This is a genomic window from Pseudanabaena sp. PCC 9330 (assembly GCF_055795045.1).
The window spans coordinates 57,049-72,833 of the sequence record NZ_JAYFES010000102.1; the positions used below are offsets into that span (position 1 = coordinate 57,049).

Here is a 15,785-nt window from a genome sequence, read left to right on the forward strand (position 1 = left end):
AACTTGAGTTGAGAGATTGCCAAAAAGCTGAAGATAACCAGACAAGGCAGCCTAAACAGCTACCGCCACCTCTGGCTCTACAGGAGTCAAGTCAAACCCATGCCAGGGTTTGCCGTCTAGGGCCATCTGCTCAATCAAGCTGGCCAGGCGCAGCGCTTTGAGCGCCTGCTCACCGCCGACGGAGGGCTCTTCACCGCCGCGCACACAGTTGATAAAGTGCTCTAGCTCGGCATGGAGGGGCTCAATATTGCTGGTGTAGACCTTCTCAATCAACCCATCTTGGCGGTAGAGCACCTGACCATAGTCGGTCGAGCAATCGGCGGTGGTCTGTCGGTGAATCAAGATTTCATTGTTGAGAAAGTCGGCATCGGTGAGGGAGTTTTTGCAGTGGGCCGTAATGCTGCGAATCTTCCGGTGGGTCACCTTGCTAGCGGTCAGGGTCGCCACAATACCGTTGCTAAAACCTAAAGTAGCGGTGACATAGTCGAGATAGCCCGAGTTGGCCGCACGACTGCCGCTGGCGGTGAGGGTCGCCACCGTAGACCCGGCCAGCTCTAGCAGCAGGTCGATGTCGTGAATCATCAGATCGAGCACCACCGACACATCGTTAGCCCGCTGAGAGTAGGGGCTCATACGCCGAGCCTCAAGGGCCAAGAGTTCTTCGGTTTTGAGCACCTTGTGCAGTTCTTGAAAGGCGGGGTTGAACCGCTCGATATGACCTACCTGAAGAATGCAGTTAGTGGCGGCTGCGGCATTGACCAGCGACTCAGCCTCAGCGATGCTGGCGGCAATGGGCTTTTCGATCAGCACATGCACCCCAGCTTGAAAACAGGCCATGCCTACCGTGTGGTGAAGCCGGGTTGGCACGGCCACACAGACCGCATCGACGTGCTTGAGCAGCTCGTGATAGTCCTCAAAGAACCGGACTCTGTACTTGCCAGCAGTATCTAGCCCCCGTTCTACGTTGACGTCTGACACGCCCACTAGCTCAACATCTTTGAAGCGGCTCAGAACACGCGTGTGGTGCTGGCCCATATTGCCGACACCAATAACGCCAACACGGATAGGTTCGGGCAAATTGCGGGATAGGTGCATATCTGAGGCAGATGACGAAATGTAGTTGTGCACGTCCGTTCTTTCCTTGGGGATATGAAAATGCGTCAGCAGCTAACACTTTTGAACTTTCAAAGCCAGTGGAGAAGCGAAACGGCCGGGTAAAATTACTCAGATAGTATCACAATGCTTCACACTGTAAAGAAACGCAAAATTTTCTAAGGGTGAGCAGCGCCAGAATTATAGTGCGACTTTGCCCAATTTAGGCGTTATGCCAAATTAGGCTTGAAATTTGGAGTTTTCCCACAGACAAGATTCTACGGCTGGCCTTGGGTTTGGTTTAATTAGGCGCTAAATTCACGCTGTTTTAGATACATGCAGGTGTTTTAGCGGGAGTGAGCCTGAGGGTGTAGCTGTAACAGTCACTGGCGTAGAGCCTCGGTTGTGGGCTATTCGCTGGCAGAAATGTGCCCCGGTCTGCTCTGTGAAGCCTGAGACTGGGGTTAGTACTCTATTGAATGTATCGATCGTAAGGGGCATCAAGGCGCAAGCTGTGGCAGTTTTAGAGGTGGCCGTGGGGTGAGCGCTCACGCTCAGCTCAAAAACGAACCGTCAGAGTCAGCTAAATCGTTGAGGGAGTGGACAGAGCCCTCAGGGGTCAGTGGTCGCTCGTCAACAGATCGCACCAAAATCTCCTTGAGGCGGGGGCCATCGGTGGAGAGCACAACCCACTCTCGCTCGGCAAAAACCAGGCGATCGCCCGCGTGGGGAATCTTTTGCATCTGATAGATCAAAAAGCCGCCGAGGGTTTGGTAGTCGTCGGCGTAGGGCAATTCTAGACTGAGGAGGCTGTTGACCTCTTCGAGATAAGTATGGGCTTTGATGCGGTACGACTGGTCGCTGAGTAACTGAATAAGCGGCTCTTCTTCGTCATCGGGCTCGTGAATATCGCCGATGATTTCTGTGATTAAATCTCGCAGGGTGACCAAGCCCGCCGTACCGCCAAACTCATCGACCACTATGACCAGCTCTTGTCCTGTTCGCTGCATAGTGGCCAGCAACTCGTGCAGCGGCGTGTATTCGGGTACAAAGCGGGCGGGCTTTACCCAAGGGTGAATGGGGGTTTCAGTGGCAATCTGCTGGCAAGCCAGGGGCTGCAAAAACTGCTTAATGTCTACCATGCCTTGAATGTCGTCAAGGGAGTCGCCCATAATTGGATATCGAGAATGATCGGTATCGGCAACTACCTCAATCAGTTCGGCAAAGGTTGCTGAGAGCGAAATAGCACTAATCTGGGTGCGCGGGATCATGATTTCGCCAGCGGTGACATCGCGAAACTCAAACACGTTGTTGAGCAATTCACGCTCTTCGGCGTCTAGGCCAGGGGTTTCAGTTGTGGTGCGAATGATCAGCTGGAGCTCTTCGGGGGTAAGGCGGCTGTAGCTGTACTGGTCGCTATAGCGAATATTGACAAGGCGCAGCAGCAGTCGCGTGGACTGATTTAAAACCCAGATAAAGGGGTTAAACAGCCGGGCTATGGTGAGGCTGGGGGGGCCAAGAAATCGAGCGACCTGCTCGGGGTAGAGAATGGCTACCGATTTGGGGCACAGTTCGCCTAGCACGATTTGTAGGTAGGCAACCAGACAAAACGCGAGGGGAATCGATACGGCGTGGGCCAGTGCCTGTCCCTGGGTCACCGATAGAGGGGTTTTTGTGATCCAAAAGGCGAGGATGACGGCCATGGTGCTCTCGCCAATCCAGCCCAGGGCTAGGCTGGAGAGGGTGATGCCAAACTGGGTGGTCGACAGCAGGCGATCGAGGCTGCGCTGGAGCTGCTGAACGGTTTTTGCCTGCACGTCGCCTTCAGAAACGAGCTGGCTAATGCGCGATCGCCGTACCGACACCATTGAAAATTCGGCGGCGACAAAAAAGGCGTTGATGCCGATCAGTAGCAGCACGGCCAGTAGCCGAGATGCGATCGCAGTGGCAGGCAGCGTCTCGGGGATAACGACGGTCAACAGATAATTGAAAATGCCCATAGCCCAGTGACTAAAAAACGCAGCCCCCCAACCGGTGCAAAAATGGCTGTGCAGCGTTGTTTTGCCGGTGCCGATACTCTACCAGGACAAGGGCTAGGGCCGCTACCGGCTCAACCGGCAGCAGCGCCCCCCAGCGCGACCGATACAATCATGGGCGTGATTATAAACGGCAGCAACAGTCAGGGTAGATTTGCCCAAAAATTCAGCGATCGCAGCTCGACCCCACCATCAGCTACTGGCCGCCACTGGTGCGGGCTTTAACCTGCTGCAATATCTCGGCTTCATTCACTAAAAGGAGAGTATTGTGACCTGTGCCGCCAGCATCTCGGCTGACCGGAGTGCCGCTGGTAGGCCGGGTTTCAGGCTGGCGCACACCAGTCAGAGCCTGGCGTCCCAGAGTAAACCCCCAAGAGGCGCTCACCACCCCAGAGCCAATCATCAGAGAAAGCAAAATCAGGGTAAAGGCGACAGCAGGATTCATGGCCAGCTCGTAAAAATAATTTTAGAGTCAAATCTAGGCTCAGGCCATAGAATAGTAAACATTCCAACAGGAATGATCCCAGGGTTGGCCGAGCGGATTAGGCAGCGAACTCATAATTCGCCCCAGGCAGGTTCAACTCCTGCACCCTGGATTCTAAATATCGAAACCCAGTTGTGAAGCTGTATCGACCTGAGGCTAAAACCTAAGCTGATGCAGCTAAAACGATTCGAAGATAAACTCTGAACCCACGGAGGGAACTCGACTAGAGGGCATGGTCAGCAGGGTGGTCGCATAGGGGCTAGCTAGGTCGGGCACCCGCAGGTTAGGGTCAGCGGCGTTTTGCAGCAACCAGAGGTCTTTCACCGCAGCTGTAGTGGCGTCAGAGTCCCAGTCTAGCTCTCGCTCAGGGAAGCTAAAGCCCACGATGCGCAATGCGCTACGGCTAATGCCCCGATTGCGAAAGTAGTCACCGGAGTAGGTGGTCACCAGCTCATCAAAGGCGTCAGGCACGGTCTGGGGTGCCTCTTGGGCGCGTCCAACCGGGGCAGCGATCGCAGCAGCAGCAACCAGTGCCAGCGTCAAGCCAGAAATATGATTTAATTGAATGCCCATGGCTAAGCCTCCTCAACTCGGTGAATTGGTGCGGTTTTAGCATTGCCCTGGCCTCTGAAGTGAGTCCACAGCCCTTGGCAAGGCCCAGCCTGCGCTCAGCTTTTTGCGCCATGCTTCGCTAAACCGATCACCCGGTGCATGTCCTTTATAGCGCGTTCACTAGAAAACGGAACATTTTTAAGGAATCCCCCCTCCATGGCCCAGCTTTTGCTCGATCTGCCCACCGCTGATCTCCTCCACCGCGAAACTGCTGATCTGCGATCGCCCCTGCTCGATCTGTTTTGCCAAGCGGCCTACCAGGAAGGCGACTTTGTGCTGACATCGGGGCAGCACAGCAGCTACTACATCAACGGCAAACTAGTCACCCTGCACCCCCAGGGGGCGCTGATGGTGGGTCGCCTGCTGCTCGATCTATTGCCCGCCGACACCGTCGCCGTCGCGGGGTTAACCCTAGGGGCTGACCCGTTAGTCACCGCCGTCAGCCTGGTGGGGGTTTACCAAAGCCGCGAGCTGTTTCCTCTGATCATTCGCAAAGAGGCCAAGGGCCACGGCACCCGCGCCTATATCGAAGGGCTGACCCTGCCGCCGGGTAGCCCGATCACCGTACTCGAAGACGTCGTTACCACCGGCCAGTCGGCTCTCAATGCCGTAGACCGACTTCAGCAGGCGGGCTACCACGTCAACCAAGTTCTCGCCCTCGTCGATCGCCAGCAGGGGGGAGCCGAGCTTTACCAAAGCCACCATCTGTCCTTTAAAACGCTGTTCACGATTGACGATATCCAAGCCCACTGGGCCACTCTCAACCCGGCCTAATGAGTCTTTTACCTCGCCCCGCCATTGGCTTTGTGCCTACCCCCGCCGATGCCATAGCCGCCATGACAGCGCTGGCCCAGCTAACTCCAGCTGACCTGGTCTACGACCTCGGCTGCGGCGATGGTCGCCTGCTAATTCAGGCCGCTGGTGACTACGGCGTGCAGGGCGTTGGCATTGATGTCGATGGGGCACTGCTCGATCGCGCCCGGCAAATGGCAGATCAGGCCGGAGTGGGCGATCGCCTGAGCTTCATCCAGGCCGACCTGTTTGAAACCGATCTTCGTGTCGCCACCGTCGTGTTTATCTACCTGCTGCCCCATTTAAATCTGCGGCTTCGACCCCGGCTACAACAGCAGTTGCAGCCGGGGAGCCGGGTGATCACCCACATGTTTGACATGGGCGATTGGCCTGCCGATCAAACCCTGCTTCTAGAGGGCTCAGAAGAAGACTCCATCCTCTATCTCTGGCGAATTGCCTAAGCCTCTTGGGGCTCGGCCACAGTCCGCTTCTGGATGCCCTGCAAAAACATGGGCACAAAGGTCTTCACAAAAGCCTCAGGATCGCGCTGCCAGGCCTTTTGGGCAGCGGTGACTCGGGTCTTTTGCACCTCGGGGGCCAGCAAGGTGGCGGGCAATCGCTCCATGAGATAGGCGGGGCGCTCCCATAGGGGCAGGGTGTTGGCAATATCGAGCAAACTGCTCAACCGGCGCAGTTCGGCCCCCAGGGTAATGTCCATGCCTGACTCAAAGGCGGTTTGCTCGATCGCCGCGTATTTACGCTTGGCCAGTTCTACCTTCTCACGGTGTGCCGGGCTCTGGCGGGCAATTTCTGCTAGGCGACGGGTGCCCCAGCGCACATGTCCGGCTTCTTCGGGCAAAATGCGCTCGATGGTTTCGCGAATCTGGATATTTTCTGGGGTTTGAGGCGCAGCCTTGAGGGCATGGATGTGGGCGGCAAAATATTCACAGCCCCGCTTCTCGGTGACGTTGATAGAGGCTAAGGCAGCGATAATACGATCTTCTAAATGCCCCTCGGTGCTAAAGCTGTCGCGATCGAGCAGGCGCTCAAACTCATCGATGTAGGAGAGGCCGGGGGGAGTGTCGATGGGGGCACCGATATCCACCAGCAGATCGGTCAACCACACCGCGTGACGAGCCTCGTCAGAGACGTGATGAGACAGATCTCGCACCAGGTCGGCAGGGCGACCGTTGAGGGTTTCGATCAGCTCAGTCAGATCTTTGCAGCTGCGCTGCTCGTTGTAGCGGTAGCGGTTGAGGGTGACGTAGTGAATTTCCTCATCTTTTACCACCTGCTGCATGACATCGCGAGCGCTGAGGGCATTGAGAAATTTGCGGGGATAGGTGACGGCCATCGTTTTGTTAAGGTTTTATAAGGCAATATACAGATCTTAACGCACCTTTTTTGCCAGGGGGTTGGGCACCCCAAAAATCTGCCAACAGAAAATTCTGCCGATCGCATCTGCTCTGGTCACCCCGACCTTGGCTCGGAGCGATGAGGACTATTGCGGCAAAGTTACCCTCCAGGGCGCAGGCCCTAACCCTGGGGGTCTCTTCTTCAGGAGTCTGCTTGCTTTAAACTGCCCTGATTTGCTCAAACAGCCCATTGACATCGCTCAGCAGGTCGGCCTGGGAGAGACTGGTTTGCTCGCCCGAGGCCAGCCACTTGAGCTGTACCGTGCCATGGGTGGCTTCGTCTTCGCCCAAAATCAGACAGGCGGCAGCACCGCTGCGGTCGGCCCGTTTAAACTGCTTGCCAAAGGCCGAGCCGCTGAGGTCTAGCTCAACCCCTAGACCTTTGTGGCGCAGCTTTTGGGCCAGCTGCAGGGCATTGGCCTCGGCCAGCTCGCCTCGGGACACCAGGTAAATATCGGGAGCCGCTGCGATCGCCGGTTGTACCGCTGCCAGTAGCAAGGTGAGCCGCTCTAGCCCGATAGCCCAGCCCACCGCCGGGGTGGCTGGGCCACCCAGTTCTTCTACCAGGCCGTCGTAGCGACCGCCGCCGCACACCGTCGCCTGGGCTCCCAGATCGCCCGACTGAATCTCGAAGGCGGTGTGGGTGTAGTAGTCAAGCCCCCTAACCAGTCGGGGGTTGAGTTCAAAGGCAATGCCCAGGGCGCTGAGCTGGGCCAGCACCTGATCAAAATGACGCTTTGAGTCAGGCCCCAGGTAATCCAAAATGCTGGGGGCATCGGCGGTAATGGCCTGGGTTTTTTCGTCTTTGCTATCGAGAATGCGCAGGGGATTGCGGCTGAGGCGATCGCGCGAATCGGCATCTAGATCTGCCGCGTAGGGGGTGAGATAGGCGACCAGGGCCTCGCGGTAGCGGATGCGATCGCCCCTGTCGCCCACGGAGTTGAGATTAAAGGTCAGATTTTTTAAACCCAGTGCCTGCAAAACATCGGTCGCCAGGGCAATCACCTCGACGTCGGCGCGGGGATCGGCACTGCCCAACACCTCTACGCCCACCTGGTGAAACTGGCGCTGACGACCTTTTTGGGGCCGCTCGTAGCGAAACATGGGGCCGGTGTACCACAGCCGCTGCACACCGCCCTGGGCGTAGAGGCTGTGCTGAACGTAGGCCCGCACCACCCCAGCGGTGCCCTCGGGGCGCAGAGTGCAGCTGCGATCGCCCCGATCGGTAAAGCTGTACATCTCCTTGCCCACCACATCAGTGGCCTCGCCAATGCCTCGCTCAAACAGCGCGGTTGACTCAAAGGTGGGCGTGCGAATTTCTCGGTAGGCTGCCCGGCCAAAGATATCTCGTGCGATCGCCTCTACCCGCTGCCAGATGTGAATATCAGCCACCTTGAGGTCTTGGCTCACATACTGCGCCACGGGCAGTATATCCTCGGTTCCGGGCAGAGACTGAATCGACTCCATAGCTGGGCTGTAGCTCTAGATGGGCAAAGCAGAATACCCATAATAGCTCGATCGGTGACGCTGCCCAGACGTCTAAACCTCCTGTTCCTTGGGTTTGACCTCGGGCAGTACACAACAGTTGACCTCGTCAATACAGACCTTGCCCGACTGCAGCGCCCAGCGAAACAAAGCGACCCGATTGCCGGTCGCCGTCTTCGTCAAAATATTGCTGATGTGGTTGTCAACGGTGCGCTTGCTAATCTCCAGTTTTTCAGAGATTTCCTGGTTGGTTAGCCCTGAGGCCACGAGCTCAACGATCTGGAGTTCTCGGTCGGAGAGGCTTCCTTGGCCAGGCACCGGAGCCGTTTCATCGCTTGCCATGGCGGTCTGTGTCCTTAGTCATTACGTATATATGCCTATGTCTACTATCACTATAGGCCATCTAGTTTCGGGTAGGCTGAGGGAAAGTACGTTCTGAGCGGTACGGTTATGGCCCATAGCTGGATAGTTGCAACCGTCAAGGCTGTACAGACGGGTCTACAGTGTCTCAGCCTGCGCCTGCGCCACCGGCTGCCGGGCGATCGCCTGGCCCTGCTGGCCCTGGTGGGCCTGATGATCATGGGTTTCCCCGGCCCAGCCCTCGCAGCCGCTGCTTCAGCAGAAAATCCTATTCCCGCAGCGGCCCCAGCCCAGCCCGACGCAAACGACATCCCCTCAGAAACGGTCAGCCGGTTTGTCAAAGCCTACATCGCCGTAGTCAAACTGATCGAGTCGCGGGAGCTCAGCCTTCAGCGGGCTGAGACTGACACCGAGTCACGCCAGATGCAGCAAGAGATCCAGGCTGCTGCCCTAGATTTGATCCAGGCTAACAACCTCACCCTATCGGCCTACTGGGAGCTACTAGGGTTGGCCAACAGCGACCCAGAGTTTCGCGATCGCGTGCTGGCCCAAATTGACGAAGCCAGCCCCTAGAGACTCTGAGGCGCTCTAGGGGCTGGCTTCAATTAGTCGCGTAGTCCCAAAAATCAAACGTTACAGCCTGTTGTCTGGGGTGGGCGGGGCAGGGCTTATCCCACAAGGGTTTTGGTTGTAATTGATGACCCGCCCTAGGGCTGCACAAAGTCCGAGGGGCGACGGAAATTTTCCACAGGTACGTTCACCAATGCCTGCTGCATGAAGTCTTTCCACACCGGAGCGGCGTAGGTGCCGCCGGTAGCCCCCGCTCGCATCGGCGTGTAGTTGTCGTTGCCGATCCATACAGCGGTCGACAGCTGGGGCACATAGCCCACAAACCACACATCCCGCTGAGAGTCAGTAGTGCCCGTTTTGCCCGCCGCCGGCCGCCCGATCTGAGCGGCTGTCCCCGTGCCCCGGGCAATTACCCCCTGCAGCACATCGGTGAGCGAGGCTGCGGCCCAAGGGTCGAGCACCAGCTGCGGTTTAGGAGTATTGTCGAGCAGCACGTTGCCGCTGCTGTCAGTCACCTGCACAATAAAGGTCGGCTCCGAGTGCCAGCCGTTGCTGGCAAAGGTGGCGTAGGCTCCAGCCATTTCCATCGGTGTCAGGTCTACAGCCCCCAGGGGCAAAGACGTCACCGGCTGCATGGGGCTGTTGATGCCCAGGGTGCGGCACAGCTCGATGATCTGGTTAACTCCCACCGCCTGGCCCAGCTTCACGGCGGGCACATTGCGCGACGTCTCCAGCGCCGTGCGAATGGGAATATTGCCCATAAAGCCGCCGTCATAGTTTCTGGGGCTGTAGTAGCGGTAGCCGTCGGGATAGCTGACGGGGGTATCGGCAATGGAGCTAGCCGGGGTGTAGCGCCCGGTGGCAAAGGCCGCGTAGTACACAAAGGGCTTAAAGGCTGACCCCGGCTGCCGATAGGCCTGAATTGCCCGGTTAAACTGGCTCTGCTGGTAATCCACGCCGCCCACCATGGCCTTGACAAAGTGAGTACGGGGGTCGATCGCCACCAGCGCCATCTGGTCGGCGATGTTGCGAATGCGAGCATTGTGCCGCTGGACAGTTTCCTGGGCCATATTCTGTATGGCCAGGTCAACGGTGGTCTGTACTCGCATGCCGCCCTTGACCACCGCCTCGTTGCCAAAGCGCTGCTTTAGCTCCTGCACGGCGGCCTCGGTCACATAGGGTGAAATACTGCTACGAAATGATTTGATCTCACCGACCAACAGCGGGGCATCACGAGCGACCACCTCTTCTTCAGGGGTGATCCAGCCCAGCTGGCGCATGCGATTTAGCACCACCGCCTGCCGCTGTTTGGTGAACTGATAGTTGTGGAAGGGGCTGTAGTTCTCGGGCGCTTGAATTAACCCGGCCATCATCGCCGCCTCAGGCAGGTTGAGGTCTTTGGCTGACTTATTAAAGTAGCTCTGGGCCGCCGTCTCTACCCCGTAGTTGTTGTGCCCCCAGTACACCTGGTTGAGATACATCTCCAGAATTTCGTCTTTGCTGAAGATTTGCTCTAGGCGCAGGGCCAGCACCGCCTCCGCTACCTTGCGGCTGATGGCTCGTTCTGGAGTCAAAAATAAATTTTTCACCAGCTGCATGGTGATGGTTGAGCCGCCCTCCACGGTTGACCCAGCCTCGGCGTTGGCCAGCAGAGCCCGACCTACGCTGCTGGGGTTAATGCCGTTGTGGGAATAAAAATAGCTGTCTTCTACCGCCAGCACAGCCCGCTTCAGGTGGGGAGAGATTTCGGTGGTGTCGACGACCTCTCGGTTGGCCTCGTCGTGCAGGCTGAAGAGCAGGGTGCCGTTGATATCGTAGATGTAGCTGGTCTCGCTGGGCACGTAGTTGCGCAGTACCCGCACATCGGGCAGGTTGCGAAAGCTAATGGCTAGACCCACCAGCCCCCCCGCCATCACCGAGCTAACAATCATCGTGGTGCCCAGCAGCGTCGCGGCAGTCACCTGGCCCACGTCCTGAACATATTTCAAGACATTGGGGCCTCGGCGTAGGGGCCGAGGCCGAGAGCGGCTAGTGTGGCGAAAGGTGTTAGTTGACACGTTGGCTACTACAGACTGCTAGAAACGACTTTGTAATGAGAATATGTAGAGCCGCTGAGAACGGCACTCTTTACAGACCGGCTCCCACAATTGAGAGGCAGTTAGGCCATTATAATGACCGTCTAGATAAGTGAGCCCAGTGATCGTGCCTCATCTGCCGCAAAACTAGACGACCCGTGGCCCAGGGAGAGCTTTACGAGCTGAGATCATTGCCTTCAAACTCACCGTAGATGACCCGCAAAGCGATCGCATATGGGCTAATCCTAGCCTTGCAGAGAGTTGTAAGGAGAAGCTAAGAGCCCCTGACGGCAAAGTTTTACACTGACGTCTTGTTTTCCACAGTCCCTAGTCCATACCCGCTATGACCCAGGCCAATTCATCCACTTCCGCCCGCCAATTTGAGGGTCAGTTTGACCGCATCTACCGGGGCACTAGCGAGGTCTTCCCTCACCAGCCTGAGTCTAGCGACCCGTCCCAAAATCTGGCACAGCGGCTGTTGCACAGCGATCGCCCCCTGCGCATCAAGCTCGGCATCGACCCCACCGGCAGCGAAATTCACCTGGGCCACAGCATTCCGGTGCGCAAGCTGCGGGCCTTTCAAGATGCGGGCCACACCGCCGTGCTGATCATTGGCGACTTTACCGCCCGCATTGGCGACCCCACCGGCAAGTCAGAGGTGCGCCGCCAGCTCACCGAGGCCGACGTCAAAGCCAACGCCGAAACTTACCTCGATCAGGTGCGTCCTATTCTCGACTTTGACACCCCAGGGCGACTGGAGGTGCGCTACAACTCGGAATGGCTGTCGAGCCTTGACCTGGGTAAAACCCTCGAGCTGCTCAGCACCATGACCGTGGGGCAGATGCTGGCCAAGGAAGGCTTTTCTGAGCGCTACGGCAAGGGCGACCCGGTCTTTCTCCACGAGTTTCTCTACCCCCTGATGCAGGGCTATGACTCGGTGGCCGTGCAGTCAGACGTAGAGCTGGGCGGTACCGACCAAAAGTTTAATATCGCCGTAGGCCGCGATCTACAGCGCCATTTTGGTCTCACCCCGCAGTTTGGCCTGCTGCTGCCGCTGCTGCTGGGCACCGATGGCAGCCAAAAAATGTCGAAATCCCTCAACAACTACGTAGGGCTGCAAGAAGACCCCTTGAGCATGTACTCCAAGCTCGAAAAAGTGCCCGATGCACTCATCGGTGACTACTTTGAGCTGCTCACCGCGATCGACCTAGACAGCCTGCCCGACAACCCGCGCGATCGCCAAAAACTTCTAGCCCTAGAGGTTACCCGCCAGTTTCACGGTGAAGCCGCCGCCCTTCAGGCGCAGCAGGCCGCCATCAGCCTAGTGCAGGGTACCGGCGACCCGGCCGATGGCGTACCAGAGTTTTCCCTGACCGGAGTTAACTTTCCCGCCAAGCTGTTTTACCTGGTGGGGGCCACCAATCTCTGCGCCAGCAGCAGCGAAGCCCGCCGCCAAATTCAGGGAGGCGCGGTCAAACTCGACGGCGAAAAGGTCATCGACCCCAACCAAGAGTTCACTAGCCCCGCAGAACTAATTGGCAATATAGTCCAGGTGGGCAAGAAGAAGTTTGTGCGCCTGGTGCCTTAAACTACGAGCGTCAGACGACTTTGGCAAAGCTCACAATTTTCGATCTGGGCGGTCGCTTGCCTCACCCTGAGTTGGGGTTAAGACAGGTTTCGAGTTAAGACAGTTTCTGCAAAAGCAAGCTAGCTGTCCCCGACCGGGAGGGGTAGGGGTGGGTTAGTCTGTGCCCGATAGGTAGCTGACCGCATCACGAGACTCGTACTTTGCCATAGACTTGACCCACCCCGCCCTTCGGGCACCCCTCCGCAGGAGGGGACGGCATTATCCCGAACTGAGGTTGCCTCAGATGAACTTCATCCAAGTCCAGAAATGGAGTCCTGCTTGGGGCCAAGCTATAGCCCCCGAGCTGGCTTTGATTCCAAGTTATCGGTATGGCTAGTGGGTGGGCTGCATCAGCAGGTGGCGCAGTTTGTCGCGCTCAGAGGCCGACAGGGTGGCAGCAAATTTTTCTAAATCTTGGGGTCCCATGGTGCTCAAGACCTGATGCAGCGCCTCTAACCCAGAGTTAGACGTCGTTTCCGACCGGGATGGCTCGGCCTGAGGCGAGGCTGAGGCAACCCCAGGCAGACTGCAACTGCCCCCGTCACAGTTCATTTGCAGGTCGTGCCAAATCATCGTAGGTACAATCCAGCCCCGTCGCCCATGCAGCTCGTGTAGCAGTACGTCAGTTTCCCAAAAGGTTCTAGGTGAGGGATAGCTATCTTCGGCCCAGGCATGGGGCACTGTGAAGCAACCAAAGTGCTTGATGTATTCTTCCGAATCTAGCAGAGCTGTGATCATGGCCTTCACCCCATTGCGCATCAAAATGTCGCAGTAGACGTGCATTTCCGCTTGATCCATCGGGGCACGACCCATGAAGTGCTTAAAGCACAGCTCAATAAATTTTGGGTTAGAAGAATTGTAGTAAAACTCATTTAAATACACTTCCGAGTGGCCTAACTCACGCAAAAAGCGCTTGACGCCAATTTTATTCCGTAGAAACTCGGTTTCAATTTTGGCTAACTGCTTACGCTCAAATCCGTAGGGCTGACGCTCTAAAACCTGGGCATAGATTTGATATAGGGCCGCCTGTCTTTCTTCTCCCGGAGACTGCCGGCTAACCGTGATTTCTTTCACCGAAAACTCACTTATAGGTGTCATGACAAACCTTCCTGAAAGAGAAAACACATCTCGGCCTAGGGCTTAGTTTCAGGCTGCCCAAAGGTCAATTTCAGTCGACGGTTTCGATGTTTTTCTTAATAAAGATCAGAGCGTTGTCGCTACAGGCTGTAACAATCAGCCTTCCTGGCGTTAGTCAGACTCAATCCTGCTCACCTACCCCCGATGCGGCAGGGCGCACCGCTGTGCGCCCTACAGGCTTGCCGGTTGGGGATCGGAGGTCTGGAATTCAGATTCGGGGTCAGACTCAGGCCCGGTTAGAGCATTCCTCCTAAATACCTATTCAGAATCTTGCTACAAGCGGTCTAGCGAGCCGCGCTCTGGCTAGGGATGGTTTTTTAAGTTGGGATACTCTCAAGTCTGTCAAGGGCTGAGCATTTCAGCCTTTGACACCAGTGCCTGGCTCTGAGCCCCTGCCCTACAGGAAAGCCTCTTGCTGAATCGCGAGCAGCTGTTTTACGCCTAACTCCCCCATGTCTAGAATGTCGTTCATTTGCTGACGGCTAAAGCTGCCTTCTTCAGCGGTACCCTGCACCTCGATGATCTTGAGGCTCTCGTTGAGCACAACGTTAAAGTCTACGCTGGCTGCTACATCTTCTTCGTACTGCAAATCTAAAAATGTATCGTTGTCGATCAACCCAACAGAGACTGCGGCAACACTGCTCACCAGGGGCGATCGCGCTAGCAACCCGCGATCGATTAAATCGCTGACCGCATCCTTAAGCGCCACATACCCACCGGTAATGGCAGCGGTGCGAGTGCCCGCATCTGCCTGCAAGACGTCGGCATCTACCTGTAGCGTGCGCTCACCTAAAAGCTCAAAGTCTAAGGTCGCTCGCAGGCTCCGCCCAATCAAACGCTGAATCTCCTGGGTGCGACCCGATAGCTTCATAAGTTCCCTCGGCTGGCGCTGGGGAGTTGCCCCCGGCAGCATTCGGTATTCTGCTGTCAGCCAGCCACGGCCAGTGCCCTGCAAAAACCGAGGCACCCCTTCTTCAATAGAGACCGTACATAGCACCTGCGTATGGCCACAGCGGGTCAGCACCGACCCCGCCGCAAATTTTGTAAACCGGCGCTCAAAGGTGACAGGCCGTAGTTGATCAGGTTGTCGACCGTCTGGACGTTGCCAAACCATAAAAGCTGCCCAAAATGTCTTCCTAAGAATACAGTAGGCCACGGGCATCGCCCAGGGTTTTCGCCTTGTCTGTAGATTGTGCGATCGCACCCTAAACCATAGATGAGTCCAATCGCCATAATGCAGGCGTACTATAGGCACATCTAGAGTGATGCTTCAGGAATCAAGAAAAATTTACGCTATATTTAGCCCAGCTATCGAGTTTGCCCTAGGCTATGGAGTTGCTATATGCTGCTCTTGACCTTGCTGCTGTCGAAGGCGATCGCTGCCAACTGCCCCTTTCGTGTCTCTCCATGGTCTCTCAGCTAAAGCCCGTTGTTCTTGCGCCACCGGCCTCCATTGTTCGCCACCCACTCCTGCAGACCGTAGAGGGTACGGTACAGGTTTTCACTGCGGTACACCGAGGTTTTTTTACCAATGTTATGGTTCAGGCACTGCGGATCGCCGATCAGGGCAAAGCGGTGCTGGTGGTGCAGTTTCTCAAGGGAGGCATCCATCAGGGGCCAGAGCAGCCTATGCAGCTAGGCCAAAACCTAGATTGGGTGCGCTGCGCCATGCCTCACTGTATCCATGGCCCCGAGGCCATTAGCCCTGACGAACAGCAGGCAGTTAAAGACCTTTGGGTACACACCAAAGCAGTAATTTCTCGGGGCCGCTACGGGCTAGTGGTGCTTGACGAGCTCAGTCTAGCTGTCAGCTATGGGTTGATTCCTACTCAAGATGTAGTCGATTTCCTCAACCAGCGTCCGCCCCAGGTCGATGTTATTCTCACTGGCCCCGACATGCCCGATGCCCTGCTAATGGCGGCAGATCAGGTGACCGAGTTTCGCCGTAATTTTTTGCCCTAGCTGCAAACCTCATGTGACTTGGCCAGCGAGAAAGATAAAGGCCACCTAAAGCCTATTTACACCATCAGATGTTTGGAAAAACTATCCTGACGCTTGTACAGGTGTTATTTACGACGATAGTGACTCTCTTTCGATAGG

15 protein-coding genes and 1 tRNA gene are annotated in these 15,785 nt (G+C 56.6%); 6 read left to right on the forward strand and 10 right to left on the reverse strand.

Annotated elements, in window-relative coordinates; all coding sequences use genetic code 11:
- Nucleotides 1-51: 51 nt before the first annotated feature.
- From AC0QKW_RS12200 to AC0QKW_RS12210, 3 genes are all read right to left on the reverse strand, one after another.
- A complete protein-coding gene (locus AC0QKW_RS12200; RefSeq protein WP_473151402.1) occupies nucleotides 52-1,095 on the reverse strand; it encodes a Gfo/Idh/MocA family oxidoreductase in 1,044 nt (347 codons plus the stop codon).
- A 551-nt stretch (nucleotides 1,096-1,646) separates the two neighbouring features.
- Nucleotides 1,647-3,092 (reverse strand): hemolysin family protein, encoded by a 1,446-nt coding sequence (locus AC0QKW_RS12205; protein WP_473151350.1) that lies wholly within the window; start codon nucleotides 3,090-3,092, stop codon nucleotides 1,647-1,649.
- Between the two features lie 232 nt (nucleotides 3,093-3,324).
- Nucleotides 3,325-3,573, reverse strand: coding sequence for a hypothetical protein (locus AC0QKW_RS12210; RefSeq protein WP_473151351.1), 249 nt, complete (start codon nucleotides 3,571-3,573; stop codon nucleotides 3,325-3,327).
- 78 nt (nucleotides 3,574-3,651) lie between these two features.
- Between AC0QKW_RS12210 and AC0QKW_RS12215 the strand changes: the two genes are divergently transcribed.
- A tRNA-Ile gene (locus tag AC0QKW_RS12215) sits at nucleotides 3,652-3,724 on the forward strand.
- Nucleotides 3,725-3,789: 65 nt separating this feature from the next.
- Here the strand turns inward: AC0QKW_RS12215 and AC0QKW_RS12220 are convergent.
- Nucleotides 3,790-4,185: a hypothetical protein gene (locus AC0QKW_RS12220; RefSeq protein WP_473151352.1), complete on the reverse strand. Its 396-nt coding sequence runs from the start codon at nucleotides 4,183-4,185 to the stop codon at nucleotides 3,790-3,792.
- A 195-nt stretch (nucleotides 4,186-4,380) separates the two neighbouring features.
- Here AC0QKW_RS12220 and pyrE point away from each other — a divergent pair, with 195 nt between their 5' ends.
- The gene (gene pyrE, locus AC0QKW_RS12225) at nucleotides 4,381-4,998 is read left to right on the forward strand and encodes an orotate phosphoribosyltransferase (RefSeq protein ID WP_473151353.1); all 618 of its coding nucleotides are present in this window, start codon (nucleotides 4,381-4,383) and stop codon (nucleotides 4,996-4,998) included.
- Nucleotides 4,998-5,477 (forward strand): SAM-dependent methyltransferase, encoded by a 480-nt coding sequence (locus AC0QKW_RS12230; protein ID WP_473151354.1) that lies wholly within the window; start codon nucleotides 4,998-5,000, stop codon nucleotides 5,475-5,477. Before pyrE ends, AC0QKW_RS12230 begins: the two co-directional genes overlap by 1 nt.
- Here AC0QKW_RS12230 and AC0QKW_RS12235 read toward each other — a convergent pair.
- From AC0QKW_RS12235 to pedR, 3 genes are all read right to left on the reverse strand, one after another.
- Nucleotides 5,474-6,370 (reverse strand): ferritin-like domain-containing protein, encoded by an 897-nt coding sequence (locus AC0QKW_RS12235; protein ID WP_473151355.1) that lies wholly within the window; start codon nucleotides 6,368-6,370, stop codon nucleotides 5,474-5,476. The genes AC0QKW_RS12230 and AC0QKW_RS12235 overlap by 4 nt on opposite strands.
- Nucleotides 6,371-6,590: 220 nt before the next feature.
- Entirely contained in the window at nucleotides 6,591-7,898 is a 1,308-nt protein-coding gene (hisS, locus tag AC0QKW_RS12240; RefSeq protein WP_473151356.1) for a histidine--tRNA ligase, read from the reverse strand.
- 72 nt (nucleotides 7,899-7,970) lie between these two features.
- Nucleotides 7,971-8,258, reverse strand: coding sequence for a photosynthetic electron transport-dependent transcriptional regulator PedR (pedR, locus tag AC0QKW_RS12245; RefSeq protein ID WP_473151357.1), 288 nt, complete (start codon nucleotides 8,256-8,258; stop codon nucleotides 7,971-7,973).
- Between the two features lie 108 nt (nucleotides 8,259-8,366).
- Between pedR and AC0QKW_RS12250 the strand changes: the two genes are divergently transcribed.
- Complete coding sequence (locus AC0QKW_RS12250) at nucleotides 8,367-8,849, forward strand: DUF4168 domain-containing protein (protein ID WP_473151358.1); 483 nt, start codon at nucleotides 8,367-8,369, stop codon at nucleotides 8,847-8,849.
- A 134-nt stretch (nucleotides 8,850-8,983) separates the two neighbouring features.
- On the opposite strand, the gene AC0QKW_RS12255 is transcribed toward AC0QKW_RS12250, so the two are convergent.
- The gene (locus AC0QKW_RS12255) at nucleotides 8,984-10,903 is read right to left on the reverse strand and encodes a transglycosylase domain-containing protein (protein ID WP_473151359.1); all 1,920 of its coding nucleotides are present in this window, start codon (nucleotides 10,901-10,903) and stop codon (nucleotides 8,984-8,986) included.
- A gap of 361 nt (nucleotides 10,904-11,264) precedes the next feature.
- Here AC0QKW_RS12255 and tyrS point away from each other — a divergent pair, with 361 nt between their 5' ends.
- Complete coding sequence (gene tyrS / locus AC0QKW_RS12260) at nucleotides 11,265-12,509, forward strand: tyrosine--tRNA ligase (RefSeq protein WP_473151360.1); 1,245 nt, start codon at nucleotides 11,265-11,267, stop codon at nucleotides 12,507-12,509.
- A gap of 372 nt (nucleotides 12,510-12,881) precedes the next feature.
- Here the strand turns inward: tyrS and AC0QKW_RS12265 are convergent, their stop codons facing one another.
- Together AC0QKW_RS12265 and rph are read right to left on the reverse strand one after the other, a co-directional pair.
- Complete coding sequence (locus AC0QKW_RS12265) at nucleotides 12,882-13,646, reverse strand: phycobilisome rod-core linker polypeptide (RefSeq protein ID WP_473151361.1); 765 nt, start codon at nucleotides 13,644-13,646, stop codon at nucleotides 12,882-12,884.
- 436 nt (nucleotides 13,647-14,082) lie between these two features.
- On the reverse strand, nucleotides 14,083-14,799 hold the full coding sequence (gene rph, locus AC0QKW_RS12270) for a ribonuclease PH (protein ID WP_473151362.1): 717 nt from the start codon (nucleotides 14,797-14,799) through the stop codon (nucleotides 14,083-14,085).
- 293 nt (nucleotides 14,800-15,092) lie between these two features.
- On the opposite strand from rph, the gene AC0QKW_RS12275 reads away from it, so the two are divergent.
- Nucleotides 15,093-15,647, forward strand: coding sequence for a P-loop NTPase family protein (locus AC0QKW_RS12275; protein ID WP_473151363.1), 555 nt, complete (start codon nucleotides 15,093-15,095; stop codon nucleotides 15,645-15,647).
- The last annotated feature ends 138 nt before the right edge of the window (nucleotides 15,648-15,785 follow it).